Raw genomic sequence first — 25,749 nt, 5'->3', positions numbered from 1 at the left:
CGATCCACCGGCGGTTCGTTCACGTGTTCGCCGCGAAGTCCTTCGCGAACTCCTCGGCCATTCTGTCGCCGCCCCGGGCCCGCCACTTCTTCACGGCCGCGTCCCATTCGGACAGCGGCAGCCGCCCGGCGACGATCCCGGTGACGGTGTCGTCGAGGAGCGCCTTGAGGGTGGTGCCCTGGGCGTTCTTGGTGCGGGACTGCAGGCCGTAGGAGGCGTTGCGGACGGCGCGCGGGACCGTCTTCTGCTGCCAGGCGTGCAGGGCCCGTACGGCCTCGGGCATGCCGGGCACGAACAGGACCTGGGGGCCTTCGGCGAGGTACTTCAGCGGCAGGTTGGTGTTGTTCTCGACCTCGCCGAGCTTGGTGGGCTGCGGTGAGCCGTCCTCGCCGCGGGTGAAGTGGGTGCCCTCGACGCCGTAGTGGACGAGCTCCCACTCCTCGCTGCCGAAGGGTGCGGCCAGGTAGTCGAGGACGCGCAGGAGCAGCTCGATGCGTTCCTTCCTGGCCTTCTTCAGCACGGTGTAGCCGAAGGAGCGGCGGGCGGCGACGATGCCGCCGGGCTCGCCGTCGACGCTGTACGGCAGCGCCGCCGCGGGGGTCAGCTTGCCGCGGGACTCGCGGAACTTGGGCAGGTAGGCGCCGAAGCCGTCCTGCATGGAGCCGACCGTGCCGTTGTAGTAGAGCGTGGTCAGGTCGATCTGGGAGATGGACGTGGCGTCGGGGTGGTAGCAGCCGCTCTTGCGCAGCTCGGCCTGGAAGGCGATCGCCGCCTTGTAGCGTTCGTCGGCGCAGCCCGGCCGGAAGGCGCCGCCCTCGGTGACGGCCCACTCCTGGGGCGCGTTGTGGGCGGCGGAGTGCACGGCGTTGCCGAAGAGGGAGCCCGCGGCTGCGCCGAGGGCGTACGTACGGCCGCCGGTCGCCCGTTTCGCGACGGCGGCGAAGTCCGTGGAGGTCCAGCCCTCCTTCATGCCGGCGTCGGTGAACAGGCCCTGGTTGAGCCACAGGGTGGAGCCGGGCAGCGGGCGTTCCAGGGGGATGCCGTGGATGCGTCCGCCGATGCGGCCCATGTCGCGCCAGGCGTGGGTGGGGATGTTCGCGAGGTTGGGGTAGTCGGCGATCGCCGCGCCGGAGAGGTACGGCGTGAGGTCCTCGGCGCGCCGTTGGACGAACTCGGCCTCGCGTGGCAGCACGAATCCGGAGAAGAGGTTGATGACGTCCGGCAGGGCGTCGGGGTCGGCGGCCATCACGGTCGCCATCTTCTTCTGGTAGTCGGCCTGGGAGACGATCGTGTACTCGATCTTCACGCCGAGGGCGTTCTCGACGGCCGCCCAGAAACGGTTGGCGGAGGCGGGCTTGGGAGGAGTGCCGAAGGAGACCGACATGACCTTGACGGTGGAGCCGTCGCCGGGGGTGCGGGAGACCGACTTCACCAGGTCGGCGGGGTAGGAGGTGTAGCCGGCCTGGACGCCGGCGTCGGTGGGGGCGAGGTCGGGCCGAGGGCCCTTGGCGGGCCGGTGGGCGGGCCACGGGGCGAGTTTCTTGCCGGCGTTGGAGACGTCGCTGCCGCCGGACTCGGTGGAGCAGGCGGTCAGCAGGCCGGGGACGGAGACGGCGGCGCCGCCGACGGCCATGGAGCGCAGCAGGGTACGCCGGGACATGCGGGGCATGGCGGATGACCTTTCGTAGCGCGGCTCTTGACGGGTGACGGCCGGTGTCGCGGCCGGCCGGTGTCTCAGCTCTTGACGGCGCCGGTGAGCACGCCCTTGGTGAAGTACCGCTGCAGGAACGGGTAGACGAGCAGGATCGGCACGGTGGCGATCACCAGCACGGCCATCTGCACGGTCTGCGGAGCGGTGATGGTGCCCTCGCCGGTGGTGGCGTCGGTGAGGCCGGAGCCGGCCACCACGTAGGTGCGCAGGACCTGCTGGAGGGGCCAGTGGTCGCTCTCCAGGTAGAGCGAGGCGTAGAACCAGGAGTTCCAGTACGCCACCGCGTAGAACAGGCCGACGACGGCGAGCGCGGCCTTGGACAGGGGCAGGACGACCGAGACCAGCACCCGCCAGTCCCCGGCCCCGTCGAGCCGCGCCGCCTCGTACAGCTCCTCGGGGATGCCCTGGAAGAAGCCGCGCAGGACGACGAGGTTGAAGACGTTCACGAGGACGGGCAGGACCAGCGAGGCGTAGCTGTCCAGCAGCCCCAGCTCCTTGACCAGCAGGAAGCTCGGGATCATGCCGGGCGGGAAGAGGAACGTGAACAGGACGAGGAGCAGGACGGGCCGGCCGCCGAGGACTCCGGGGCGGGAGAGGGCGTAGGCGAGGGTCACGGTGCAGGCGAGGCTGAGCAGGGTGCCGACGACGGTGACGCCCGCGCTGACGGCGAGCGCGTGGGTGACGATGCCGCCGTCGAGGATGTCGCGGTACGCCTTGAGCGTCGGCTCGGTCGGCCAGAGCACCCAGCCGCCGTTGTCGACGACCTCGTCGGTGGAGGCCAGCGAGGTCGAGACGATGACGAGGAAGGGAACGCAGACCAGGAGGACGACGGCGGCGAGGGCGAGGGCCTTGCCGGCCTGGGTGACGGGCCCGGGCTTCTCCATCCAGCCGGGGCGGACCTGAGCGCTCACTTGTAGACCCCCTGTTCGCCGAGACGGTGGGCGACCCTGTTGGCGGCGTAGACGAGGAGGGCGCCGACGACGCCCTTGAACAGTCCCGCGGCGGCCGCGAAGCCGTAGTCGCCGCCGACGATGCCCTGGTAGTAGACGAAGGTGTCGATGATCTCGGCGGTTTCGGGGCCGACCGCGTCGCGCTGGAGCAGCATCTGCTCGAAGCCGACGGAGAGGATGTCGCCGAGCCGCATGATCAGCAGCAGGACGATCACCGGGCGGATCGCGGGCAGGGTGACGTGCCAGAAGCGCCGCCAGGGGCCCGCTCCGTCGATCGCGGCGGCCTCGTACTGCTGCTCGTCGACCTGCGCGAGGGCGGCGAGGAAGATGATCGTCCCCCAGCCGGCGTCCTTCCAGATGACCTGGGCGACGACGAGCGGCCGGAAGGCGTCGGGGTTGCCGATGAGGTCGACGGTGTGCAGGCCCATGCCGTCCAGCGAGGAGTTCAGCAGCCCGGTGTCGCCGAGCACCTGCTGGAAGAGGGCGACGACGATCACCCACGAGATGAAGTGCGGCAGGTACGCCACCGACTGCACGAAGCGCCGCACCGAGCTCCAGGTGAGGCTGTGCAGCAGCAGGGCGAGGCCGAGCGGCACGGGGAAGTAGAAGACGAGCTGGAGCACCGCGATCCAGAGGGTGTTGAGGACCGCGGACCAGAACTCCCCGTCCTCGAACATGCGCTGGAAGTTGCCCAGGCCCACCCAGGGGCTGCCCCGGAGACCGTCGAAGGGCACGTACTCCTTGAACGCGATGACGTTGCCGGCCAGCGCGCCGTAGTGGAACAGCAGGAAGTAGGCGAGCCCGGGCACCATGAGCAGCAGAAGGACAGGGCTTTGAAAGCGTTTACGCGATGGACGCGCGCCGCCCGCCCGACGCCGAGCGCTGCCGACCCCCTTCTCACCTGCGTGTTCCCGTAAGGCAACGGCCACGGGTCCCCCTCATGTCTCGGAGTCGAGTGAGAGGAAGTTAAAACGCTTTCATGGGTCGGTCAACGGCCCTGACACCGAAGGACCGTTGACGGTGTGTCGAAAACTTTCGAGGGCTCGGAAGACGACCCGTGCACAGCCGGCGGGTCGGGGCCCTAGCCCACGACCCTCCCGTTCACCACCACCCGCACCGGTGCCCCCAGCACACGCACATCCGCGCGGGGGTCCCGTTCGTACACCACCAGGTCCGCCGCCGCGCCCTCCTCCAGGCCGGGGCGGCCGAGCCACTCGCGGGCCGCCCAGGTCGTCGCGGCGAGGGCGTCGACCGGGGGAATGCCCGCCGTCACCAGTTCGGCGACCTCCTCCGCGACCAGACCGTGGGGCAGGGAGCCGCCCGCGTCCGTGCCGACGTAGACCGGCACGCCGGCGTCGTAGGCGTTGCGGACCGTGTCGTAGCGGCGGGCGTGGAGCCGGCGCATATGGGCCGACCAGCGGGGATACCTGGACTCGCCGCCGGCGGCGAGTTCCGGGAAGGTCGCGATGTTGACGAGGGTCGGCACGATCGCCACGCCGCGGGACGCGAACAACGGGATCAGGTCGTCCGTCAGACCGGTCGCGTGCTCGATGCAGTCGATGCCCGATTCCACCAGGTCCTGCAGTGAGTCCTCGGAGAAGCAGTGGGCCGTGACGCGCGCGCCCAGGCGGTGGGCCTCGGTGATCGCCGCCTCGACGGCCCCGCGCGGCCAGCAGGCCGCCAGGTCGCCCGCCTCGCGGTCGATCCAGTCGCCGACCAGCTTCACCCAGCCGTCGCCGCGCCGGGCCTCCTGGGCGACGTACGCGACCAGGTCCTCCGGTTCGATCTCGTGCGCGTAGCCGCGGAGGTAGCGGCGGGTGCGGGCGATGTGCCGGCCCGCCCTGATGATCTCGGGGAGGTCCTCGCGGTCGTCGATCCAGCGGGTGTCGGAGGGGGAGCCCGCGTCGCGGATCAGCAGCGTGCCGGCGTCGCGGTCGGTCAGCGCCTGCTTCTCCGCGACGTCCTGCGGCACCGGGCCGTGCGGGCCGAGGCCCACATGGCAGTGGGCGTCGACCAGGCCGGGCAGCGCCCAGCCCTCCACCGTGCGGATGTCACGGGCGCCGACGGGACGGTCGTAGGAGATCCGGCCGTCGATCACCCACAGGTCGTCGCGGACCTGGTCCTCGTCCGGTCCGGCGAGGACCCGGCCCTTCACGTGCAGCACCGTTCGATCGCTCATGTACTGCACCTTAGTGAGCCCCGCGCTACCGGCCGTCCGCCCGGTCCGGCCTCTCCTCCTCCACCTCCGCCATCGCCGGGTCGAGGAGGCGGGAGAGGAAGTGGCGGGTGCGTTCGTGGCGGGGGTTGCCGATGACCTGCTCGGGGGAGCCGTCCTCGACGATCACACCGCCGTCCATGAAGACGACCCGGTCGGCGACCTCGCGGGCGAAGGTCATCTCGTGGGTGACCACCATCATGGTCATGCCGTCCCGGGCGAGCATGCGCATGACCGCCAGGACATCCCCCACCAGCTCCGGGTCCAGCGCCGACGTCGGTTCGTCGAACAGCATGACCTCCGGGCCCATGGCGAGGGCACGGGCGATCGCCACCCGCTGCTGCTGGCCGCCGGAGAGGGAGGCGGGATACGCGTCGGCCTTCTCCGCGAGGCCGACCCGCTCCAGGTTCTCCGCGGCGACCTTCGCGGCCTGCGCCTTGCCCCGCCTCAGCACCCGGCGCTGCGGCAGCGTGAGGTTCTCGGTCACCGTCAGGTGCGGGAAGAGGTTGAACTGCTGGAAGACCATGCCGATCCGGCGACGTACGGCGTCGATGTCGACGTCGGGGTCGGTCAGCTCGGTGCCGCCCACGAAGACCTGGCCCTTGGTGGGTTCCTCGAGCAGGTTCACACAGCGCAGCAGCGTCGACTTGCCCGAGCCCGAGGGGCCGATGACGCAGACGACCTCGCCCTGGCCGATCTCCAGGTCGATGCCGTTGAGGACCTCGTTGGCGCCGAACGACTTGTGCAGGCCGCGTACTTCGATCTCCGGTCGGCTCATTTCACGGCCTCCTGGGCCTTCGCCTCCATACGGCGTACGACGAAGCCGAGCGGGATCGTGACCAGCAGGTAGCACAGGCCGGCGACGAGGATCGGCGTGGAGTTGGCGGTCGTGCTGGCCAGGTCGCGGCCGTACTTGGACAGTTCGCGCTCCTCCAGGGTGACGCCGAGGAACAGCACCAGGGAGGAGTCCTTGAAAAGCAGGACCAGTTCGTTGGTGAGCGGCGGGAGGATGATGCGGAACGCCTGCGGGATGATGATCGAGACCATCGCGCGGGCCGGGGAGAAGCCCAGGGAGCGGGCCGCCTCCATCTGTCCCCTGGGGACCGCCTGGATGCCGGCGCGGATCGTCTCCGCCATGTACGCCGCCGCCACCAGGCCGAGCGCGAGGGCGACCTTGCCGTAGGTGCCGCCGACGATCTCCGTGCCGGGGAAGGCCAGCGGGACGGCGACCCCGATGAAGATGAAGATCAGCAGGGCGGGCAGACCGCGGAAGATCTCGATGTAGATGCCGGCGAGCCAGCGGTAGGGGCCGACGGACGACAGCCGCATCAGCGCGATGACCATGCCGAGGGCCAGGCCGACGACGAAGCCGGACACCGTGTAGAGCACGGTGTTCTTCAGCGCCAGCGTGATGACGTCCGGGAACATCCGCTCGGCTATGTCGGCCTGCGCGAACTGGTTCTGCAGCCGGTCCCAGTCCGCCGAGACCGCGAAGGCGATCACGGCGGCGACGAAGACGGCGTACTGGATGCCGCGCGAGACGCTGCGCTTCTGGCGCCGGGTCAGGCCCTTGCGCCGGGGCGTCGCCTGGAGCTCGGTGTCGCTCATGAGGCGGACGGGGAGGCCACGGACGCGTCGTAGGGGCCGATCCACTGCTCGTACAGCTTCTTGTACGTGCCGTCGGCCTTGGCGTCGGCGATCGCCTTGTCGATGGCGGCGAGCAGCTTGGTGTTGCCCTTCTTCACCGTGAAGCCGTACTGCTCACCGGTGTTGAGGTTGTCGACGACCTTGAAGGCGTCGGCGTTGGCCTTGTCCTTCAGCCAGCCCTGGACGACCGGGTAGTCGATGATGACGGCCTTGACCTGGCCGGTGCGCAGGCCGTTGAGGACGGCGTCGGAGGACTCGAAGGAGACCGGGTCGAAGCCCTGCTTCCTGGCGTAGTCCTCGCCGGTGGTCTGCGCCTGCGCGCCGAGCTTGACGTCCTTGGACTTCACGTCGGCGAGGGAGTTCACCCCGGCGTTCTTGTCGACCAGGACGGCCTGGGTGGCGTCGAAGTACGGGTCGGAGAAGTCGACGTTCTTCTTGCGCTCCTCGGTGATGGTCATGCCGGCCGCGGCCAGGTCGCACTCGCCGGAGTTGAGGAAGGCGCCCGTCTTGAAGTTCTCGAACGGCGTGTCACGTATCTCCTGCTTCACGCCCAGGTCCTTGGCGACCAGGTCGATGAGGGAGACGTCGAAGCCCTGGACCTTGCCGTCGATCTCCGACTGGAACGGCGGGTACGGCAGGTGGGTGCAGGTGGTGAGCTGTCCGGCGGTGACGAGCTCGACGCCGCCCGCGGCGGTCTTCGAGCCGCTGCCGCCGTCGTCCGTGGAGGTACAGGCAGCCACCAGCATCAGCCCGGCCGTCGCGGTGATGGCGGCCAGCATGCGGGTCCGGCGCCCGGGGAGCGTGTTCACGGCGGGCCTTCCTGTAAGGGATGTAAGGGAACTTTGGGTTCTGATTATAAGGAGAAGTTTGAGTCTCTCAAACCAAACCCATGGTTACGGGGCTGTACTGCCTGCGAAGTCGCCAGTCGGAATGGTGCGAAGCGTGCCGGTTACTCTCGTCACACCTACCCCGTGAGTGAAGAGAGCACCGCCGTGACGCACCCGTTCCTGGACCTGACCCCGCTGAGTGCCGCCCACTTCGCGTCGATCGAGGACCGTGTGGCGCGTCTGCTGAGCACCGAGCAGGACGTCGTGATCATGCAGGGCGAGGCGCTGCTGCCGCTGGAGGGCGCGATCCGCGGGACGGCCGGTCCGGGCACCACGGCCCTCAACGTCGTCACCGGTCCGTACGGGCAGACCTTCGGCGACTGGCTGCGGGACTGCGGCGCCACGGTGATCGACTTGGCGGTGCCCTTCCACACGGCGGTCACCGCCGAGCAGATCCGGGAGACGTTCGCCGAGCACCCGGAGATCGACTTCGTGTCCCTGGTGCACGCGGAGGCCGCCACCGGCAACACCAACCCGGTCGCGGCGATCGGCGAGGTGGTGAAGGAGCACGGCGCCCTCTTCTACCTGGACGCCGTCGCCTCGGTCGGGGCCGAACCGGTGCTGCCGGACGCGTGGGGTGTGGACCTGTGTGTGATCGGGGCGCAGAAGGCGATGGGCGGGCCGGCGGGCGTGTCGGCGGTGTCGGTGAGCGAGCGGGCGTGGGCGCGGATGGCCGCGAACCCGAAGGCGCCGCGCCGCTCGTACCTCTCCCTCCTGGACTGGAAGGAGCGGTGGGTCGACGGCGGCCGCAAGGCGCTGCTGCACGCGCCGGCGCAGCTGGAGATGCTGGCGCTGGAGGCGTGCCTGGAGCGGATCGAGACGGAGGGGCTCGATGCGGTGACGGGCCGGCACGCCCGTGCCGCCGCCGCGACCCGCGCGGGTGCGGTGGCCCTGGGCGGCGGCCTGGAGCCGTACGTGTACGAGGCGGCGGAGGCGGCCCCGGTCGCCACGACCCTGCGCACCCCCTCGGGCGTGGTGGCCTCGGAGCTGGTGGCGCGCGCCCTGGCGAGCGACCCGGCGCTGCCGCTGGCGGCCGGTGGGGGCGCCCTGGCCAAGGAGATGATCCGGGTCAACCACTACGGGCCGGACGCCACACCGGGCACGGTCCGCAACAGTCTGACGGCCCTGGGCGCGGCCCTCGCGGAGAAGGGCCTCGGGGTGGACCTGACGGGCGCGCTGCGGGCGGCGGAGACGGCCTGGCGGTGAGCTCCGCCCGCGAACGCGAGACGGACCGCCGACATTCTTCCGGAGTGCGTCGACAGGGTTACCGAAGCCTGAATTCACCGTAATTCATAAACAATTCGAGCGGGTAGATTTCCGTTACTCTTCTGCCCGCTTTCCCGAGTGCTAAACGCAAAGATTTCGCGAACGCCGAGCGGTGTGATCCGGGTAGATTCCGTGAGGGTTTCCCTCGTGTGACACGTTCCACAGCGCGCCCGCTTTACGTATTTTGTCGCGCACAAAACGGTACATACGACCCACATCTCGCGCCCGCCCACCCGCCCGCGCGAATAACACAGGAACAGCCGTCACGTAACCCCGTCCACCCATGCATTTTTTAATTTCCCTCGGTAAATTCAATCTGCATGACTGCCACGCAAGCAGACCTGCAGATCGACCGCCCTTCGGTGGCGGACGGGGCCGCGCTCTGGCGTATCGCCAAGGAATCCGGAACGCTCGACCTGAACTCGTCCTACAGCTATCTGCTGTGGTGCCGTGACTTCGCCGGCACCTCGGCGGTGGCGCGTGCGGAGGGCGGGGAGGTCGTCGGGTTCGTCACCGGATACGTCCGGCCCGAGGCCCCGCACACGCTGCTGGTCTGGCAGGTGGCGGTCGACGCCGCGTACCGCGGCCGCGGCCTCGCCGCCGCGCTGCTCGACGGACTGACCGCGCGCATCGCCGCCGAGCGCCCGATCACCGCCGTCGAGACCACCATCACGCCGGGCAACACCGCCTCCGAGCGGCTGTTCACCTCCTACGCCGCCCGGCACGGGGCGGACGTCACGCGTGAGGTGCTGTTCGGCACGGGCCTGTTCCCGGACGGCCCGCACGACCCCGAAGTGCTGTACCGCATCGGCCCGTTGACCGCTGCCTGACTTCCCCCCTCCCCTCCCCCCACACCCTCGCATCGAGGAGCGATTCGCCGTGACCATCACCCAGCCCGACCTCAGCGTCTTCGAGACCGTCGAGTCCGAGGTGCGCAGCTACTGCCGTGGCTGGCCCGTCGTCTTCGACAGCGCCCGGGGCAGCCGTATGCAGGACGAGGACGGCCACCAGTACCTCGACTTCTTCGCCGGCGCCGGGTCACTCAACTACGGCCACAACAACCCCGTGCTGAAACGGGCGTTGATCGACTATCTGCTGCGGGACGGTGTCACCCACGGGCTCGACATGTCCACCGTCGCCAAACGGTCGTTCCTGCAGACCTTCCAGGACCTGGTGCTGCGGCCGCGCGACCTGCCGTACAAGGTCATGTTCCCGGGCCCCACCGGCACCAACGCCGTGGAGTCCGCGCTGAAGCTGGCGCGGAAGGTGAAGGGGCGCGAGGCGATCGTGTCGTTCACCAACGCCTTCCACGGGATGTCGCTGGGCTCGCTCGCCGTCACCGGCAACGCGTTCAAGCGGGCCGGCGCGGGCATCCCGCTCGTGCACGGGACGCCGATGCCGTTCGACAACTACTTCGACGGCACGGTCCCGGACTTCCTGTGGTTCGAGCGGCTGCTCGAGGACCAGGGGTCCGGGCTGAACAAGCCCGCCGCGGTGATCGTCGAGACCGTGCAGGGCGAGGGCGGCATCAACGTCGCCCGCCCGGAGTGGCTGCGGGCGCTCGCCGAGCTGTGCGAGCGACAGGACATGCTGCTGATCGTCGACGACATCCAGATGGGGTGCGGCCGCACCGGCGCCTTCTTCTCCTTCGAGGAGGCCGGGATCGTCCCGGACATCGTCACCGTGTCGAAGTCCATCAGCGGCTACGGCCTGCCCATGTCGCTGTGCCTGTTCAAGCCCGAGCTGGACGTGTGGGAGCCGGGCGAGCACAACGGCACCTTCCGCGGCAACAACCCGGCGTTCGTCACCGCCACCGCCGCCCTCGAGACGTACTGGGCCGACGGCTCGGCGATGGAGAAGCAGACCCGGGCGCGCGGCGAGCAGGTCGAGCAGGGGCTGGTTGCGATCACCGAGGAGAACCTCGCCGACGTCAAGGAGTACCGGGGCCGCGGCCTGGTGTGGGGCCTGGAGTTCCACGACAAGGAGCGCGCCGGTCGGGTCGCGCGGCGCGCCTTCGAACTCGGGCTGCTGGTCGAGACGTCCGGGCCCGAGAGCGAGGTCGTCAAGCTGCTGCCGGCCCTCACCGTCACCCCCGAGGAACTGGACGAGGGCCTGAGCGTGCTCGCCCGCGCCGTACGGGAGACCGCCTGAACCACCCCTGACCAGCCCCTGAGCCAACCCTGCACCATCCACCTAGGAGGCATCGCACCACCGTGATCGTCCGTTCGTTCAAGGACATCGAGGGCACCGACCGGCATGTGAAGGCCGCGTCCGGCACCTGGGAGAGCAAACGCATCGTCCTCGCCAAGGAGAGGGTCGGCTTCTCGTTGCACGAGACGATCCTGTACGCGGGCACGGAGACGTCGATGTGGTACGCCAACCACGTCGAGGCCGTCGTCTGCGTGGAGGGCGAGGCGGAGCTGACCGACCACGAAGCCGGGCGGACGTACACCATCACGCCCGGAACCATGTACCTCCTGGACGGGCACGAGCGGCACACGCTGCGCGTCAAGGAGGACTTCCGCTGCATCTGCGTGTTCAACCCGCCGGTGACCGGACGGGAGGACCACGACGAGAACGGCGTCTATCCCCTGCTCACCGAACCCGAGGAGGTGTGACAACCCCATGGCCACCGTCACCGACACCACCGTCACCGACCTGTACCCCAGCCGCGGCGCCGCCGAGGTGACCGTCCCCCGCCAGGACCCGGTCGTCTGGGGCGCCCCGGACGCGCCCGGCCCGTTCGAACCGCTGGACCTGCAGTCGTTCGAACGAGACGGCTTCGTCGCCGTCGACCGACTGCTCGACGACGACGAGGTCACCGTGTACCGGGAGGAGCTGGACCGGCTGGTGGCCGACCCGGCGATCCGGGCCGACGAGCGGTCCGTCGTCGAGCCGAAGTCCCAGGAGATCCGGTCCGTCTTCGAGGTGCACCGGATCAGCGAGGTCTTCGCGAACCTCGTGCGCGACGAGCGGGTCGTCGGCCGGGCCCGGCAGATCCTCGGCTCGGACGTGTACGTCCACCAGTCCCGGATCAACGTCAAGCCCGGCTTCGGCGCCTCCGGCTTCTACTGGCACTCCGACTTCGAGACCTGGCACGCGGAGGACGGCCTGCCCCGCATGCGGACGGTGTCCGTCTCGATCGCGCTGACCGAGAACTACGACACCAACGGCGGGCTCATGATCATGCCGGGCTCGCACAAGACGTTCCTCGGCTGTGCCGGCGCCACGCCGAAGGACAACTACAAGAAGTCCCTGCAGATGCAGGACGCGGGCACGCCCTCCGACGAGGCGCTGACCAAGATGGCCTCCGCGTACGGCATCAAGCTGTTCACCGGCCCGGCCGGTTCGGCGACCTGGTTCGACTGCAACTGCATGCACGGCTCCGGCGACAACATCACGCCGTTCCCGCGCAGCAACGTCTTCATCGTGTTCAACAGCGTGGAGAACGCGGCGGTGGAGCCGTTCGCGGCACCGGTGCGGCGGCCGGAGTTCATCGGGGCACGTGACTTCACGCCCGTGCGGTGAATGCCCCCCCGGCCGGGGGCCCGGGGGTCGCCCCCCGGAAGACACAGCATCGGGGCACGTGACTTCACGCCCGTGCGGTGAATGCCCCCCGGCCGGGGGCCCGGGGGTCGCCCCCCGGAAGACACAGCATCGGGGCACGCGATTTCACTCACGTGCGGTGAGTGTGAAGTGAACCCCCGAGGCGCGGGCGGCGTCACCGTCTCGCCGGGGATGCCGCCCGCGCTCCTGGTCATCCCGACAGCACGTCCAGCAGGCGGTCCACGTCCGCAGGCGTGTTGTAGAGGTGGAACGCGGCTCGCAGGGCGCCCGCCCGGTCGGACACCTGGATGCCCGCCCTGCTCAGTTCGCCCTGCCAGTGGCCGAGCCCCGGCACGGACACGATCGCCGAGCCCGGCGCGGGCACCGGCTCGTGGCCCAGCTCGGCAAGCCCGGCGCGGAAGCGGTCCGCGAGAGCGGCGTCGTGGGCGTGCACGACGTCGACGCCGATCTCCTCGATGAGCTCCAGCGAGGCACGCAGCCCGGCGTAGGTGAAGAGGGACGGGCTGACGTCGAACCGCCGCGCGGAGTGGGCGAGTTCGTCGACGGGCCCGTAGCAGCTCTCCCAGGGAACCTCACCGGCGACCCAGCCGGCGAGCAGTGGTGTGAGCCCGCCGAAGTCCCGCGGGGCGACGAAGAAAGCGGCCCCGTGCGGCCCCAGGAGCCACTTGAAGCCGACGGCGGCGAGGAAGTCGTCCGCGTCGGCGTCCATCGGCAGCCAGCCGGCCGACTGGGAGGCGTCGACGTAGGTGCGGGCTCCGTGTGCCCGGGCCGCCTCGCGCACGGCCGGCAGGTCGGCGAGCCGGCCGTCGGCGGACTGGGCGGTGCTGACCGCGACGAGCGCGGTGCCGGGGCGGACGGACTCGGCGAGCCGCTCCAGGGGCACGGCGCGGACCTTCAGGTCGTCGCGCACATGGAACGGGTTCACCAGGGAGGAGAAGTCGCCCTCCGCCGTGAGGACTTCCGCACCGGCGGGCAGCGACGCGGCGATCAGCCCGCCGTACTCGGCGATCGAGGCGCCCGTGGCGACGCGCTCGACCGGCACACCGGCCAGCCGGGCGAAGGACGCGCGAGCGACCTCCACGTTCTCGTACAGAGGAACCAGGGGCATGCCCTCGGCCCGCAGCCGCACCGCCTGGTTCAGGGCGGTGACGGTCCGGGCCGGCAGCAGGCCGTTGCTCGCGGTGTTGAGGTAGGTGGTCTTCGGGGCGAACTCGGTGCGGACGAGGGTCTCGAAGGTCTCCGTGCTCTCCGTGGTCTCCATGACTCCACTGTGGGGCCCGGAGAAGTCCAAGTCCATTGCGGATTCTTACGCGGTTCCCCTAAGGAACGCTTATAAGTGGGCCTCTGCCTGCACGTCCGCCGTCTGTCCGCCCGTCCTCAGTGCTGCGGGACCGCGCACCCGTCCGGGCCACAGGCCTCGGCGTCCCCCTGGTCCACCAGCTTCAGCGGCGAGCGCTCGCCCCACGCCTGGGTCAGCGCCTGCGCGAAGACCTCGGCGGGCTGGGCGCCGGAGACGCCGTACTTGCGGTCGAGGACGAAGAACGGCACGCCGTTGGCCCCGAGTTCGGCGGCCTCACGCTCGTCGGCGCGGACCTCGTCGGCGTACGCGGACGGGTCGGCGAGCACCTCGCGGGTGGCGTCGGCGTCGAGACCGGCCTCGACGGCCAGCGCCACGAGCCGCTCGTCGCCCTCGGTGAAGAGGGAGCGCTCCTCGGCGAAGTTGGCCCGGTAGAGGAGCTGGATCAGCTCGTCCTGCCTGCCCTGCTCCTTGGCGAAGTGCAGGAGGCGGTGCATGTCGAAGGTGTTGCCGTGGTCGCGGTCCCGGGTGCGGTAGTCCAGGCCCTCGGCGGCGGCCTGGGCACCGAGGTTGTCCTCACCGGCCTGCGCCTGGGCCTCGCTCATGCCGTACTTCCGGGTGAGCATCGTGATCACGGGCTGGACGTCGCCCTTGGCGCGGCCGGGGTCCAGCTCGAAGGAGCGGTGCACCACCTCGACCTGGTCGCGGTGCGGGAAGGCCTCGAGCGCCTTCTCGAAGCGGGCCTTGCCCACGTAGCACCAGGGGCAGGCGATGTCGCTCCAGATCTCGACGCGCATGTCTCGGCTCTCTTCAGGTCGTGCGGGGTACGGAGACGTCCTCCGGCTGGGTACGTGAACGTTCAAACGGTGGCCTTCATTCCCCGGTCACCGCGAACCGCAGGAAAAGATGGTGGTCCCCCGCGACGGGCGGGTGCTCCGGGTCCGGGATCCAGCCCTGACGCGCGTAGAAGGCCTGGGCGCGCCGGTTGTCGACGTGCACGTCGAGTACGGCCGTCCGCCTGCCGTCGGCGTGCCACTGCTCGACGCAGGCCCTGTGCAGGGCCGTACCGACCCCGGAGCGCCAGTGGGCGGGGTCGACGTGGAACTGGAACAGCTTGACCGTGTCCGCCGGGGCGCCTTCCGGGGTGCGGAACGAGGCGAGGCCGACGATCCGGCCCGCCTCGATCACGCACAGCACCTGCCCGTCGGGCCGCTCGATGGCCGCGCGCCAGTTGGCGAGCCAGTCGATGCCGTCGTCCGGCAGGCCGTCGGGGTAGTAGGTCGCCCGGGCGCGCGCGTGCAGTGCGGCGATGCCCGCCGTCTCGGCGGGCACGGCGGTACGGATCACTCGGCCCACGGCCACTCGGTCACTGATCACGCACCGGAGGACGAGACCTCTGCCGGTCCGGTTCCGCTTCAGCTTCCGTCGCGCAGGTCGTCCGGCCAGCTGGGCCGGAACTCGATGTGGTCGTACGTCACGACACACCCCTCCCCCATCGGCGCCTGTGCCATGAAGCCGACCAGGGCGTCCCCCGTCTCCTTCTCGTCGCCCAGGGTGAACAGCCGGACGAAGGTCCAGCGCTTGCCGTCCCGGGAGGCGTGGAAGGCGAAGGCCCGTCCGGTCCGGCTCACCCGCAGCCAGACGGAACTGCCGTCCACCGTGAAGGAGTTGGCGTCGTCGGAGTGTCCCCGGGTGACCACCGTGCAGACGGTGGGCACGTCCGGGGAGTACTCCAGGCAGAGCTTGGCCCAGGCCCGCTCGCCGACGTGGACGTACAACACGCCCGCGTCGAAGGCCCCGTTGAAGCCGACGGTGACCCGCGCGACGAACTGGAAGTCCCCTTCGGGCGCCCCGAGCAGCCGGGGAGCGTCGGAGGCGGGCTCCAGCGCTTCCCCGGTGGGCGGCACGAAACGATCCTGCCGGGGGCCGGCCCACCCCGTGAGGACACCGTCCTCGTAGGACCAGTGCCCGTCCGGCCCGTAGGTGCGGAGGGGGAAGGGGAGTTCGGGAAGTTCTACGTCCATCCTCGGAGTTTTCCAGTTCGCCTTGCTCGGTGTGGCCGTGGGGTGTTCAGCGCTCGAGGTTGTTGTTGAAGCGCCGGGGCAGTCCGAGCGGGTTGTCGTCCCGGAGCTCGGGCGGCAGCAGCGCCTCCGGGGCGTTCTGGTACACCACCGGCCGCAGCCACCGCTCGATCGCCGTCCCGCCCACGGAGGTGGACGTGGACGTGGTCGCCGGGTACGGCCCCCCGTGGTGCTGGGCCGGTGCGACGGCGACCCCGGTCGGCCAGCCGTTCACCAGCACCCGTCCGGCCAGCGGCGTCAGCTCGGCGAGGAGCTCCGCGCCCCGTCCCTGCCCGGCCGCCTCCTCCTCGGACAGCTGGACCGTCGCCGTGAGGTTGCCCGGCAGTCGCGAGAGAACGGCCTTGGCCTCGTCCTCGGACTCGTAGCGGGCCACGACGGTGACCGGGCCGAAGCACTCCTCCAGGAGCAGGTCGTACGCCCCTTCGCCGGCCAGCTTCTCGGCCGGGACCGTCAGGAAACCGGCGCTGACCGTGTGCTCGCCGCCCGCTCCCGGCGTCACCGGGGACTCCACGCCGGGCAGCTCGGCGCGCTCGGCGACACCGGCGATGAAGTTGTCCCGCATCCGGTGGTCGAGCAGCACCCCGGCGTCCGTGTCGCTCACGGCGTCCGTGAGCGACTTGACCAGCCCGTCACCGGCGGCACCGGACGGCACCAGCACCAGTCCCGGCTTCACGCAGAACTGGCCGACGCCCAGCGTCATCGACCCGGCGAGACCCGTGCCGATCGCCTCGGCCCGCTCGGCGGCGGCCGCCTCGGTCACCAGGACGGGGTTCAGCGAGCCGAGCTCGCCGTGGAACGGGATCGGCACCGGCCGCGCCGCGGCCGCGTCGAACAGCGCGCGCCCGCCCCGGATGGACCCGGTGAAGCCCGCGGCGGCGACCAGCGGGTGCTTGATGAGCTCGACGCCCGCCTCGAAGCCGTGGACGAGACCGACGACGGCCTGGTCGATGCCGTGCGCGGCGGCGGCTCCCCGCAGGACGTGGGCGACCAGCTCGGACAGGCCCGGGTGGTCGGGGTGGGCCTTGACGACGACCGGGCAGCCCGCGGCCAGCGCGCTCGCGGTGTCGCCGCCGGCGACGGAGAAGGCGAAGGGGAAGTTGGAGGCCGAGTAGACGGCGACGACGCCCAGGGGCACCTTGTAGCGGCGCAGGTCCGGAACGGGCGGGGTGGCGGTGTCGTCGGGGTGGTTGATGACGACGTCGAGGAAGGCGCCCTCGTCGACGATGCCGGCGAACGCGCGCAGCTGGTAGCAGGTGCGGGCGAGCTCGCCGGTCAGGCGGACCGGGCCGAGCGCGGTCTCGGCGTCGGCGACCTCGACGAGCTGGTCCTTGGCCGCCTCCAGACGCTCGGCGGCGGTGCGCAGGAAGGCCGCACGGACGGTGCGGTCGGCGAGTGCCTCGCGCGTGGCGTGCGCGGCGCGGACGACGGAGTCCACCTCCTGGGCCGTGGCCTCCACCGCAACCTGTTCACGCTGCTTCCCGGTACGGGGGTCGACACTCCAGACTGGTGCTGCTGCCACCGCGGGTCCCTCCACGTTCGATGCCGCATGCCGCATTCGCAATGCCGCTGTACTTAGGTCACCCACCAGGGACGTTCGATATACTGAACACCGTCTCTGATGATGAATATGCTGTTGGAGACTATATCTTCAGCTTCTCGTCGAACGAAGGGGTCAAGGGCGATGTCGGCTGGCGAGACGGGGGGCGGGGCGCAGGTCAAGTCCGCGGTGCGGACGGTTGAGCTGCTGGAATACTTCGCCGGCCGCCCCGGCATGCACTCCCTGGCCTCGGTCCAGGAGGCCGTCGGCTATCCCAAGTCCAGCCTCTACATGCTGCTGCGCACGCTCGTGGAGCTGGGCTGGGTGGAGACCGACGCGACCGGCACGCGGTACGGCATCGGCGTCCGGGCCCTGCTGGTCGGCACCTCCTACATCGACGGCGACGAGGTGGTCGCGGCCGCCCGTCCGACGCTGGACCGTCTCTCGGACGACACCACCGAGACCATCCACCTGGCTCGTCTGGACGGCACCAACGTGGTCTACCTCGCCACCCGCCAGTCCCAGCACTACCTCCGCCCCTTCACCCGCGTGGGCCGCCGCCTCCCCGCCCACTCGACCTCCCTCGGCAAGGCGCTGCTGAGCACGTACACCGACGAGCAGGTCCGCAAGATGCTCCCGGAGACGCTGCCCGCGCTCACCGAGCACACGATCACGGACCGCGAGAAGCTCATCGAGGAGCTGCGCCAGGTCCGCGAGCAGGGCTTCGCCGTGGACCGCGAGGAGAACACGCTCGGCCTGCGCTGCTTCGGCGTCGCGATCCCGTACCGCACGCCGGCACGGGACGCGATCAGCTGCTCGGTCCCCGTGGCTAGACTGACACCCGCGCACGAACAGATGGTGAAGGACGCCCTGTTCGACGCGCGCGACCGGCTGACTCTCGCGACCCGGAGGCTCTGAACGGTGCAGGTGGTACTCCGCGAAGTCCACGACAGCGACCTGCCGGTCTTCTACCGGCAGCTGAACGACCCGGAAGCGCTCCGGATGGCCGCGTTCACCCCCGAGGACCCGGCCGACCGGGACGCCTTCGAGGCCCACTGGAAACGCATCAGGTCCTCCACCGCCCTCATCCGCACGATCCTGGCCGACGGGGATGTCGTCGGCAACGCGTCCGTGTACGGGGAGCCCGGCGAGCGCGAGGTCACGTACTGGGTGGACCGCGCCTACTGGGGGCGGGGCGTGGCGACGGCAGCGCTGCGCGGACTGCTGGCCGAGGTGACGGAGCGTCCGTTGTACGCCCGCGCGGCGGCGGACAACGCGGGCTCGCTGCGGGTGCTGGAGAAGTGCGGCTTCCGGACGACGGCCCACGCCACGGGATACGCCCCCGCGCGCGGCGAGGAGATCGCCGAGGTCGTGCTGAAGCTGGAGCCCGCACCGGCCTGAGCCTCGCCGGGCCGTAGATGAACGGACGATGAGAAAAGCGGCGGACGGGAACGATTCCCTTCCGCCCGTACGTCTTCCGGACGTCATGAACAAAACGATCAGGCGCGTCTCGGTCTTCACGCTGCTGCTGGTGTTCGCCCTGCTGATCCGGGCGACCTGGGTGCAGTTCTACGAGGGCCGGGCGCTGGCGGACGACCAGAACAACCGGCGCAACGCGATCGAGACGTACGCGAAGCCGCTCGGGAACATCATCGTGGCCGGCAAGGCGATCACCGGCTCGGCGGTCACGACGGACAGCGACCTCGAGTACCGGCGCACGTACACGAACGGGCCCTTGTACGCGGCGGTCACGGGTTATGCCTCGCAGAGCTACGCCCCCACGCAGTTGGAGGGCGTCTACGCGGACCTGCTCAACGGCACGGACAGCCGGTTGAAGACCGTGATGGACACGGTGACCAACCAGCGCGCCGACCCGGGCGACGTCATCACGACCATCGATCCGGACGTGCAGAAGGCGGCCTACGACGCGCTCGGCGACACCAAGGGCGCGGCCGTCGCCATCGACCCGACGACCGGCAGGATCCTCGCGGTCGTGTCCACACCGTCGTACGACCCGTCCTCGCTCACCGACGCCAACACCGCCGGCGCGGCCTGGAAGAAGCTGAACGCGGACCCGGACAAACCGCTCACCAACCGCGCGCTGCGCCAACCGCTGCCACCGGGCTCGACGTTCAAGCTGGTCGTGGCGGCGGCCGCGCTGGAGGACGGGCTGTACTCGTCGGTGGACGACAGGACGGACAGCCCGGACCCCTACACCCTGCCGGGCACCACGACGGTGCTGCGCAACGAGAACACGTCCGCGCCCTGCGAGAACGCCTCGATCCGGGTCGCGCTCCAGTACTCCTGCAACAACGTCTTCGCCCACATGGCCGTCCAGTTGGGGCAGGACAAGGTGAAGGCGATGGCCGAGAAGTTCGGCTTCGACGACGACGAACTGGATGTGCCGGTGCGCGCCTACCCGAGCGTGTACCCCTCCGGCATGGACGAGTCGTCGACCGCGCTGACCGGCATCGGCCAGTTCGACGTGACCGCGACCCCGCTCCAGATGGCCATGGTCTCCGCGGCCATAGCCAACGGCGGCAAACTGGTGTCGCCGCACATGGTCTCGCAGATCACCGACAGCGGCGGCGACGTCCTGACGAACTACGACGACGAGGCCTCGACGACACAGGTCGTCAGCTCCGGCACCGCCGAGCAGTTGCAGTCGGCGATGCGGACGGTCGTCGAGAAGGGTACGGGGACGAACGCGCGGATCGACGGGGTGACCGTCGGCGGCAAGACGGGTACCGCCCAGCACGGTGAGAACAACAGCAAGACGCCGTACGCCTGGTTCACGTCCTACGGCAAGGCCGGCGGCAAGGAGGTCGCCGTGGCGGTGGTCGTGGAGCAGTCGGACGCGGCCCGGTCCGAGGTCAGCGGGAACGGACTGGCGGCGCCGGTGGCAAGGGCGATGATGAAAGCAGCGCTCAGCTGACCCACCTAGGGGCGCGGGGCTGTATCGCTGTGCGGCTCCGCCGCGTGGGCGCGATCAGCCACGGACGAACCGCAGCCGATCGCGCACACCTCACTTCGCGCCGAGAAGCTGCTCGATGGGATCGATCGCGAAGTACACCACGAACAGAGCCGAGGCCCCCCACAGCAGCCAGTGGATCTCCTTCGCCTTGCCCAGCACCGTCCTGATCACGACGTAGGCGAGGAAGCCCGCGCCGATGCCGTTGGTGATGGAGTAGGTGAACGGCATCACGGCGATCGTCAGGAACGCGGGGATGGCGATCTCGTACTTGTCCCAGTCGATGTTCTTGACCTGGGTCATCATCAGGAAGCCGACCGCGACCAGCGCGGGGGCCGCGGCCTGGAGCGGGACGATGGTGAGCAGCGGGGTCAGGAACAGGGCGAGGGCGAACAGGCCGCCGGTGACCAGGTTGGAGAAGCCGGTGCGGGAACCCTCGCCGACGCCGGCCGCCGACTCGATGTAGGAGGTCGCGGAGGAGGACGAGGCCGCGCCGCCCGCCACCGCCGCCGCTCCGTCGATGAGCAGCACACGGCCCAGGTTGGGCACCTTGCCGTCCTCGTCGAGCAGGCCGGCCTCGGCGCTGATGCCGACGACCGTGCCCATGGTGTCGAAGAAGTCCGACAGGATCAGCGTGAAGACGAGCAGGACGACCGTGATCGCGGTGGTCTCGCCGAAGGCGCCGAACAGACTGAAGTGTCCGATCAGCCCGAAGTCGGGGGTGTCGACGATCTTGTCGGGCCACTCGGGCGTGGTCAGACCCCAGGACTTGATGTCCGCCACGGAGTTGATGACGATCGCGAGGAGCGTCATCGTCACGATGCTGATCAGGATGGCGCCCTTGACCTTGCGGGCGAGCAGGCCGATGGTCAGCAGCACGCCGAGGCAGAAGACGAGGACCGGCCACCCGGTGAGGGTGCCGGAGCCGCCGAGCTGAACGGGCACGGTGGTGTTGGCGGCGTCGGGGATGCGGCTGACGAAGCCGGCGTCGACGAAGCCGATGAAGGCGATGAACAGGCCGATGCCGACGCTGATCGCCTGCTTGAGCGGCTGCGGGATGGCGTGCATGACGGCCTCGCGCAGACCGGTCACCACCAGGACGCAGATCAGCAGGCCCTCGAGGACGATCAGGCCCATCGCGTCGTCCCAGCTCATCAGCGGGGCGATCTGGAAGGCGACGACGGCGTTGAGGCCGAGGCCGGCGGCGAGCGCGAGGGGGAGGTTGCCGCCGACGCCCATGATGATCGTCATGACGGCGGCCACCAGGGCGGTGGCGGTGGTGAGTTGGACGGGGTCCAGGGACTCGCCGAACTTGTCCTTGGCGCTGCCCAGGATGATGGGATTCAGGACAAGGATGTAGGCCATCGTGAAGAACGTGGCGAACCCGCCGCGTATCTCACGGCCGAAGGTCGACCCCCGTTCGGAGATCCTGAAGAACCGGTCGACACTGTTCACCGCCGTGGGCGGGGTACTTGGCCGGCCGGTCACCTTCTGTGTTTCGGACATGGCGGACACTCCTCGTGACCTGGTTGATCAGTGTGCGGATGCTGGCTGGATTGTTCCCTTGTCGAACCCGCTTCAGGTTTTCCCCGTGTTACGGAATCGGGTTCGGACTACGTTCGGGCTGCCATACGGTGTTCGAACCCCCGTACCAAACCGGCTTGTCGATCACTGCTACGCTTCCGGATCTCGTCCCGACCCCTCCCCGGGACATCCCCATGTCATTCACATGACACGCACAGCAGGCGCCCCGCAGAGGGTGCCGGAAGTCGCACCGAGAAGAGGTCACCCGTGGGCACAGTCGTCGACGACGCCGCCTCCGTGGAATTCCATGCCTTCTTCGAACGCCACTACGCCGAACTGTCCCGCCTCGCCCATCTGTTGACCGGCGAGGCGGACGCCGCCGACGACCTGGCGGCGGACGCGCTGCTGGCGTTGTGGCACCGCTGGGACCGGGTGCGCGCGGCCGACCATCCGGTGGCGTACGCGCGGGGCGTCGTCGCCAACCTGGCCCGCACCCGCATCCGCAGTGCCGTCCGCGAGCGCCGCAGGATCGCCCTGTTCTGGTCGCAGCGCGAGGAGAAGACGGAGAATCCGGACGTCGCGGGCGTTGTGGACGTCCAGTCGGCACTGCGTAGACTCCCCTTCCGCAAACGGGCCTGCGTGGTGCTCCGGCACGCCTTCGACCTCTCGGAGAAGGACACCGCGCTCGCGCTGGGGGTCTCGGTGGGTACGGTGAAGAGCCAGACCTCGAAGGGAATGGCCGAGTTGCAGAAGCTGCTCGGCGCCAAAGGAGCACCGCTGAAGGTGCACGCCGCGATGGCGGTGCGCACCGGTGAGTCCGTAGGAAGGGACCGATGACGATGCAGCGGGACGTGCACGACGAGCTGCGCGCCCGGCTGCACGAGGCGGCCGAGGCGCACGAGCCGGACCGGGCCCGGATCCTGGCCCGGGTCGAGCGGGGCATGGCGGGACAGGAACGGGCCGATCACCGGGCGACGCGCCCGCCGCTGTGGGGCTGGGCGCGGATCGTGGGCGCCACGGCCGCGGTCGCGGGCATGCTCGCGGTCGGCGGCTACGCGGTGGCCTCCGCGGTGAAGGGCGACACCCCGCCGCAGCAGACGGTCTCCGTCTCGCCGCCGCCGGTCGAGTCCCCGGACGCGACGAGCCGTCCGCCGGTCTCCCCGAAGCCGAAGCCCAGTTCCGGTGGCGGCGGGAAGCAGGACCCCGAGCCGAGCAGCACCCCGTCGAAGAACACGCAGCCGGCTCCCTCCGCTCCGCCCGCCGCCACGATGCTGCCGGGCACCGACGACACCGAGGACGGCCCGCTGTGGTCGGACGGCTCGGTGGACCCGCACAGCAACGACTTCTGGGCGCAGAGCAACATCACGATCAAGACTTCCGAGCAACTCACGGCGCTGACCGTGCAGTTGAAGGTCGCGCAGACCGGCGGGGTGTCCTCGACAGGGGCCTGGCGCTCGCTGCCGGAGGGCGACTTCACGTTCACGGTCGAGGAGAAGGGCGGCTTCCTGGTCTACACCTGGGTGCTCAAGGAGGGCCGTGCGGTCCCGAAGGGCGAGTGGGTGTTCGCCGGGCAGTACGACCACGACCGCGGCGGCCGGGACGCCAAGGACGACAGCTACGCGATCACGGGCCGGTCGCAGAGCCAGGAGGGCTCCGTGGGCGGCGACTTCGCGGCCCGGGACGACGACGAGGGCGACTCCTGAGGGATCCCTCAGGAGTCCCGGAAAAAACTTTCGACTACGCGGCAACCCTTTCCTCACCGGTGGCGACCACAAGGCGCAAGAGTCACCACCCACTTGAGGAATCGGTACATGACTGCTCCAGCAGAACCGCGTGTCCGGCACCGCCGCAAGGTCACCAGGCGGCGGGCGCTGATCGCGGGCTCCGCCGCGTTCGCGATCTCCGGCGCGGCGATCGTCACCACGACGATGCTCTCGTCCGCGGGCGCCGCGTCGGTCTGGCCGACGGCCAACGGCAGCAAGGCCGTGTCCTCGACGATCAAGGTCTCGGGTACGTACGACGGCAAGCTGAAGAAGTTCTACGGCGCCGGTGAGCTGGGCGGCAGCGGCCAGGAGGAGGGCCAGGACCCGATCTTCGAGCTGGCCGACGGCGCCGTGCTGAAGAACGTGATCATCGGGACGCCGGGTGCGGACGGCGTCCACTGCAAGGGCTCCTGCACGCTGCAGAACGTGTGGTGGCTGGACGTCGGCGAGGACGCCGCCAGCTTCAAGGGCAAGTCCGCCTCGTCCGTGTACAAGGTCATCGGCGGTGGCGCGAAGAACGGCTCGGACAAGGTGCTGCAGTTCAACGGCGCCGGCAAGCTCGTCGTGACCGGCTTCCGGGTGGAGAACTCCGGCAAGCTGGTCCGCTCCTGCGGCAACTGCAAGACGCAGTACAAGCGCACGATCGTGCTCAGCGACATCGACGTGGTCGCGCCGCTGAAGGCGATCGTCGGCGTGAACGCCAACTACGGCGACACCGCCACGCTGTCGAAGATCCGCATCCAGGGCGACAGCAAGAAGAAGACGAAGACCTGCGTCCGCTTCAAGGGCAACAACACCGGCAAGGAGCCGACGGAGCTCGGCACCGGCGCCGACGGAGCGACCTGCAAGTTCAAGGCGTCCGACATCACGTACAAGTAAGTGATCTTTCAATAAGTGACGGAGCACCGTCGTTCGACTGCATCGACTTGCCGGCCTGAGCCCCTCTCCGGCCCGCAGGAGAAAGCCCCCGCCGGCGGTCACCGGCGGGGGCTTTCGTCTGCCTAGTTCATGGTGGCACCGATCGTCGTGGAGCCGGTGGTCAGGAACGTCGTCGCCGGCAGCGCACCGTCCGGCTTGCGGGCGCCGTACGCGGTGGTCGCGTCCGTCGACCTGAAGGCCGGGGTCGGGACCCCGCTGTCCCAGTTGTTCGCCGCGGACACCGTGGCGGAACCGAGCTTCGACAACCCGCCCCTGTTGCCGACGGCGAGGTTGCGGGCCAGCCGGGCCTTCCCCGTGGCGAAGTAGAACCCGGCCTGCGCGTTGGAGTACGCCGTGTTCCGGTTCAACGCGATCGCCCCGGTGTTGGAGTTCTCGGTGAACCCGTTCAACGTGTTGTCCCAGGCCGCGTTGTTGTTGACGAGGTGCGCGACGGCGACACCCCCGCCGCCCAGCTTGAACCCGTTGCCGTTGCCCTCGAAGGCGGCGTCGTTCCACCGGTTTTTGCCATTGCCGAAGGCCCAGGAGTGCTCGATGGTGACCGGTGTGGAGAACTGCCAGAGGTCGAGGCCGTCGTCGGAGTTGTTGTAGAGACGGGCGCCCGTGACCCGGTTGCCGCTCCCCGAGCCGAACTTGATGGCGATGCCGTCCGCGTTCTGCCCGTGCCCGGCGGCGTCGTAGTTGCCGTGACTGTCCAGGTTCTGCACGAGGTTGCCGACGGTGTTGTCGCCGCGCAGGGTGAACCCGGAGTCGCCGTTGCCGGCGGTGACGAGGTTCTTGAACACACCACCCGTCGACGACGTCACCACGAAGCCCTGAGCCGGCGAGTTCTGGAAGGTGAGGTTCTGGACGGTCCAGTAGCTGCCGTAGACGGCGGCGAGCCAGGAGCCGGCGGCCAGCCTGGACCCGTCGATCTTCACCTTCTCGCCGCCGTACGCCTGAAGCGTGATCCGGCTCGACGCGGTGCCACTGGCCGTCGACTTCAGGGTGGCCGTCGGGTAGTACGTGCCGCCGCGGACCTGGATGACCGTACCGGCGACCGCGTTCTTCACGGCCGACTCCAGCTGGGCGGTGGTGGAGACGGTGACCGTCGTGGTGGCGGCCTGCGCGCCGTCGTTCGTCAGGCCGAGGTAGACGCCGCCCGCCCCCGCGGCGACGGCCACCGCGGCGGCGATCGAGAGGGTGCGCGTCCTGCGGTGGCGTCCGGTGCTCAAGCGCACGGGGCGTTCCTTTCCTAGAGGAGGGGGAGGAAACGGGCCGGAGGGGCCGCCCCGGCCCGTTTCTGAAAAGCAGTCGCCGCCGTGGCCGGAAAGGGTTGCCGAGGCCGGCGAAAGAGATCGAAACTTTCGCTCCCCTCCCGCCGCGTCCCCACCGATTGACGCCTCCGACCCCCACTG

At 69.9% G+C, this 25,749-nt stretch carries 25 protein-coding genes; 11 read left to right on the top strand and 14 right to left on the bottom strand.

Annotated elements, in window-relative coordinates; all coding sequences use genetic code 11:
• Positions 1-19 precede the first annotated feature (19 nt).
• The 7 genes from ACPT94_RS21710 to ACPT94_RS21680 form a co-directional block, all read right to left on the bottom strand.
• Positions 20-1,669: an extracellular solute-binding protein gene (locus ACPT94_RS21710; protein WP_425246585.1), complete on the bottom strand. Its 1,650-nt coding sequence runs from the start codon at positions 1,667-1,669 to the stop codon at positions 20-22.
• 65 nt (positions 1,670-1,734) lie between these two features.
• Positions 1,735-2,622: a carbohydrate ABC transporter permease gene (locus ACPT94_RS21705; protein ID WP_425246584.1), complete on the bottom strand. Its 888-nt coding sequence runs from the start codon at positions 2,620-2,622 to the stop codon at positions 1,735-1,737.
• Positions 2,619-3,473 carry an ABC transporter permease gene (locus tag ACPT94_RS21700; protein WP_360340059.1) on the bottom strand — a complete coding sequence of 285 codons (855 nt, stop codon included), beginning with the start codon at positions 3,471-3,473 and terminating at the stop codon, positions 2,619-2,621. The genes ACPT94_RS21705 and ACPT94_RS21700 overlap by 4 nt, the downstream gene beginning before the upstream one ends.
• A 269-nt stretch (positions 3,474-3,742) precedes the next feature.
• Complete coding sequence (locus tag ACPT94_RS21695) at positions 3,743-4,840, bottom strand: amidohydrolase family protein (RefSeq protein ID WP_360340062.1); 1,098 nt, start codon at positions 4,838-4,840, stop codon at positions 3,743-3,745.
• Positions 4,841-4,865: 25 nt separating this feature from the next.
• Positions 4,866-5,654, bottom strand: coding sequence for an amino acid ABC transporter ATP-binding protein (locus ACPT94_RS21690; protein ID WP_425246583.1), 789 nt, complete (start codon positions 5,652-5,654; stop codon positions 4,866-4,868).
• Positions 5,651-6,484, bottom strand: a complete 834-nt coding sequence (locus tag ACPT94_RS21685) for an amino acid ABC transporter permease (protein ID WP_360340068.1) — start codon at positions 6,482-6,484, stop codon at positions 5,651-5,653. The genes ACPT94_RS21690 and ACPT94_RS21685 overlap by 4 nt, the downstream gene beginning before the upstream one ends.
• The gene (locus ACPT94_RS21680; protein WP_360340071.1) at positions 6,481-7,332 is read right to left on the bottom strand and encodes a transporter substrate-binding domain-containing protein; all 852 of its coding nucleotides are present in this window, start codon (positions 7,330-7,332) and stop codon (positions 6,481-6,483) included. The genes ACPT94_RS21685 and ACPT94_RS21680 overlap by 4 nt, the downstream gene beginning before the upstream one ends.
• 183 nt (positions 7,333-7,515) lie before the next feature.
• On the opposite strand from ACPT94_RS21680, the gene ACPT94_RS21675 reads away from it, so the two are divergent.
• The 5 genes from ACPT94_RS21675 (at position 7,516) to thpD (ending at position 12,204) form a co-directional block, all read left to right on the top strand.
• Positions 7,516-8,616 carry a pyridoxal-phosphate-dependent aminotransferase family protein gene (locus ACPT94_RS21675; RefSeq protein ID WP_360340248.1) on the top strand — a complete coding sequence of 367 codons (1,101 nt, stop codon included), beginning with the start codon at positions 7,516-7,518 and terminating at the stop codon, positions 8,614-8,616.
• Positions 8,617-8,996: 380 nt separating this feature from the next.
• On the top strand, positions 8,997-9,506 hold the full coding sequence (gene ectA, locus ACPT94_RS21670) for a diaminobutyrate acetyltransferase (RefSeq protein WP_360340074.1): 510 nt from the start codon (positions 8,997-8,999) through the stop codon (positions 9,504-9,506).
• 49 nt (positions 9,507-9,555) lie between these two features.
• Complete coding sequence (ectB, locus tag ACPT94_RS21665; protein ID WP_360340077.1) at positions 9,556-10,827, top strand: diaminobutyrate--2-oxoglutarate transaminase; 1,272 nt, start codon at positions 9,556-9,558, stop codon at positions 10,825-10,827.
• Positions 10,828-10,889: 62 nt separating this feature from the next.
• A complete protein-coding gene (locus ACPT94_RS21660) occupies positions 10,890-11,294 on the top strand; it encodes an ectoine synthase (protein ID WP_189938858.1) in 405 nt (134 codons plus the stop codon).
• Positions 11,295-11,301: 7 nt separating this feature from the next.
• Positions 11,302-12,204: an ectoine hydroxylase gene (gene thpD / locus ACPT94_RS21655; protein ID WP_425246582.1), complete on the top strand. Its 903-nt coding sequence runs from the start codon at positions 11,302-11,304 to the stop codon at positions 12,202-12,204.
• 229 nt (positions 12,205-12,433) lie between these two features.
• Here thpD and ACPT94_RS21650 read toward each other — a convergent pair whose 3' ends face one another.
• The 5 genes from ACPT94_RS21650 to ACPT94_RS21630 all read right to left on the bottom strand — a co-directional run bounded on the left by ACPT94_RS21650 (position 12,434) and on the right by ACPT94_RS21630 (position 17,140).
• Positions 12,434-13,504, bottom strand: coding sequence for an aminotransferase class V-fold PLP-dependent enzyme (locus ACPT94_RS21650; protein ID WP_425246581.1), 1,071 nt, complete (start codon positions 13,502-13,504; stop codon positions 12,434-12,436).
• Positions 13,505-13,620: 116 nt separating this feature from the next.
• Positions 13,621-14,337: a DsbA family oxidoreductase gene (locus ACPT94_RS21645; RefSeq protein WP_360340086.1), complete on the bottom strand. Its 717-nt coding sequence runs from the start codon at positions 14,335-14,337 to the stop codon at positions 13,621-13,623.
• Between the two features lie 76 nt (positions 14,338-14,413).
• Positions 14,414-14,917 (bottom strand): GNAT family N-acetyltransferase, encoded by a 504-nt coding sequence (locus ACPT94_RS21640; protein WP_360340089.1) that lies wholly within the window; start codon positions 14,915-14,917, stop codon positions 14,414-14,416.
• Positions 14,918-14,955: 38 nt separating this feature from the next.
• Positions 14,956-15,564 (bottom strand): DUF1349 domain-containing protein, encoded by a 609-nt coding sequence (locus ACPT94_RS21635; RefSeq protein WP_360340092.1) that lies wholly within the window; start codon positions 15,562-15,564, stop codon positions 14,956-14,958.
• 46 nt (positions 15,565-15,610) lie between these two features.
• A complete protein-coding gene (locus ACPT94_RS21630; protein WP_360340095.1) occupies positions 15,611-17,140 on the bottom strand; it encodes an aldehyde dehydrogenase (NADP(+)) in 1,530 nt (509 codons plus the stop codon).
• Between the two features lie 162 nt (positions 17,141-17,302).
• On the opposite strand from ACPT94_RS21630, the gene ACPT94_RS21625 reads away from it, so the two are divergent.
• The 3 genes from ACPT94_RS21625 to ACPT94_RS21615 all read left to right on the top strand — a co-directional run bounded on the left by ACPT94_RS21625 (position 17,303) and on the right by ACPT94_RS21615 (position 20,093).
• Entirely contained in the window at positions 17,303-18,076 is a 774-nt protein-coding gene (locus tag ACPT94_RS21625) for an IclR family transcriptional regulator (RefSeq protein WP_327314200.1), read from the top strand.
• Between the two features lie 3 nt (positions 18,077-18,079).
• Positions 18,080-18,559, top strand: a complete 480-nt coding sequence (locus ACPT94_RS21620) for a GNAT family N-acetyltransferase (protein WP_360340098.1) — start codon at positions 18,080-18,082, stop codon at positions 18,557-18,559.
• Positions 18,560-18,644: 85 nt separating this feature from the next.
• Positions 18,645-20,093, top strand: a complete 1,449-nt coding sequence (locus tag ACPT94_RS21615; protein ID WP_425246580.1) for a peptidoglycan D,D-transpeptidase FtsI family protein — start codon at positions 18,645-18,647, stop codon at positions 20,091-20,093.
• A 90-nt stretch (positions 20,094-20,183) separates the two neighbouring features.
• Here the strand turns inward: ACPT94_RS21615 and ACPT94_RS21610 are convergent, their stop codons facing one another.
• On the bottom strand, positions 20,184-21,635 hold the full coding sequence (locus tag ACPT94_RS21610; protein ID WP_360340104.1) for an NCS2 family permease: 1,452 nt from the start codon (positions 21,633-21,635) through the stop codon (positions 20,184-20,186).
• 285 nt (positions 21,636-21,920) lie between these two features.
• On the opposite strand from ACPT94_RS21610, the gene ACPT94_RS21605 reads away from it, so the two are divergent.
• From ACPT94_RS21605 to ACPT94_RS21595, 3 genes are all read left to right on the top strand, one after another.
• Complete coding sequence (locus ACPT94_RS21605; RefSeq protein ID WP_360340107.1) at positions 21,921-22,490, top strand: SigE family RNA polymerase sigma factor; 570 nt, start codon at positions 21,921-21,923, stop codon at positions 22,488-22,490.
• Positions 22,487-23,356 (top strand): hypothetical protein, encoded by an 870-nt coding sequence (locus ACPT94_RS21600; RefSeq protein ID WP_425246579.1) that lies wholly within the window; start codon positions 22,487-22,489, stop codon positions 23,354-23,356. Before ACPT94_RS21605 ends, ACPT94_RS21600 begins: the two co-directional genes overlap by 4 nt.
• Before the next feature lie 108 nt (positions 23,357-23,464).
• Positions 23,465-24,295, top strand: coding sequence for a pectate lyase (locus ACPT94_RS21595; protein WP_425246578.1), 831 nt, complete (start codon positions 23,465-23,467; stop codon positions 24,293-24,295).
• Positions 24,296-24,417: 122 nt separating this feature from the next.
• Here ACPT94_RS21595 and ACPT94_RS21590 read toward each other — a convergent pair whose 3' ends face one another.
• On the bottom strand, positions 24,418-25,572 hold the full coding sequence (locus ACPT94_RS21590) for a right-handed parallel beta-helix repeat-containing protein (RefSeq protein WP_360340116.1): 1,155 nt from the start codon (positions 25,570-25,572) through the stop codon (positions 24,418-24,420).
• Between the last annotated feature and the right edge of the window lie 177 nt (positions 25,573-25,749).

It is taken from the genome of Streptomyces aurantiaciflavus (assembly GCF_049808595.1).
Taxonomy (GTDB): domain Bacteria; phylum Actinomycetota; class Actinomycetes; order Streptomycetales; family Streptomycetaceae; genus Streptomyces.
The sequence above is the reverse complement of the archived record's forward strand: the minus strand, read 5'-3'. Positions and strand labels throughout refer to the sequence as shown.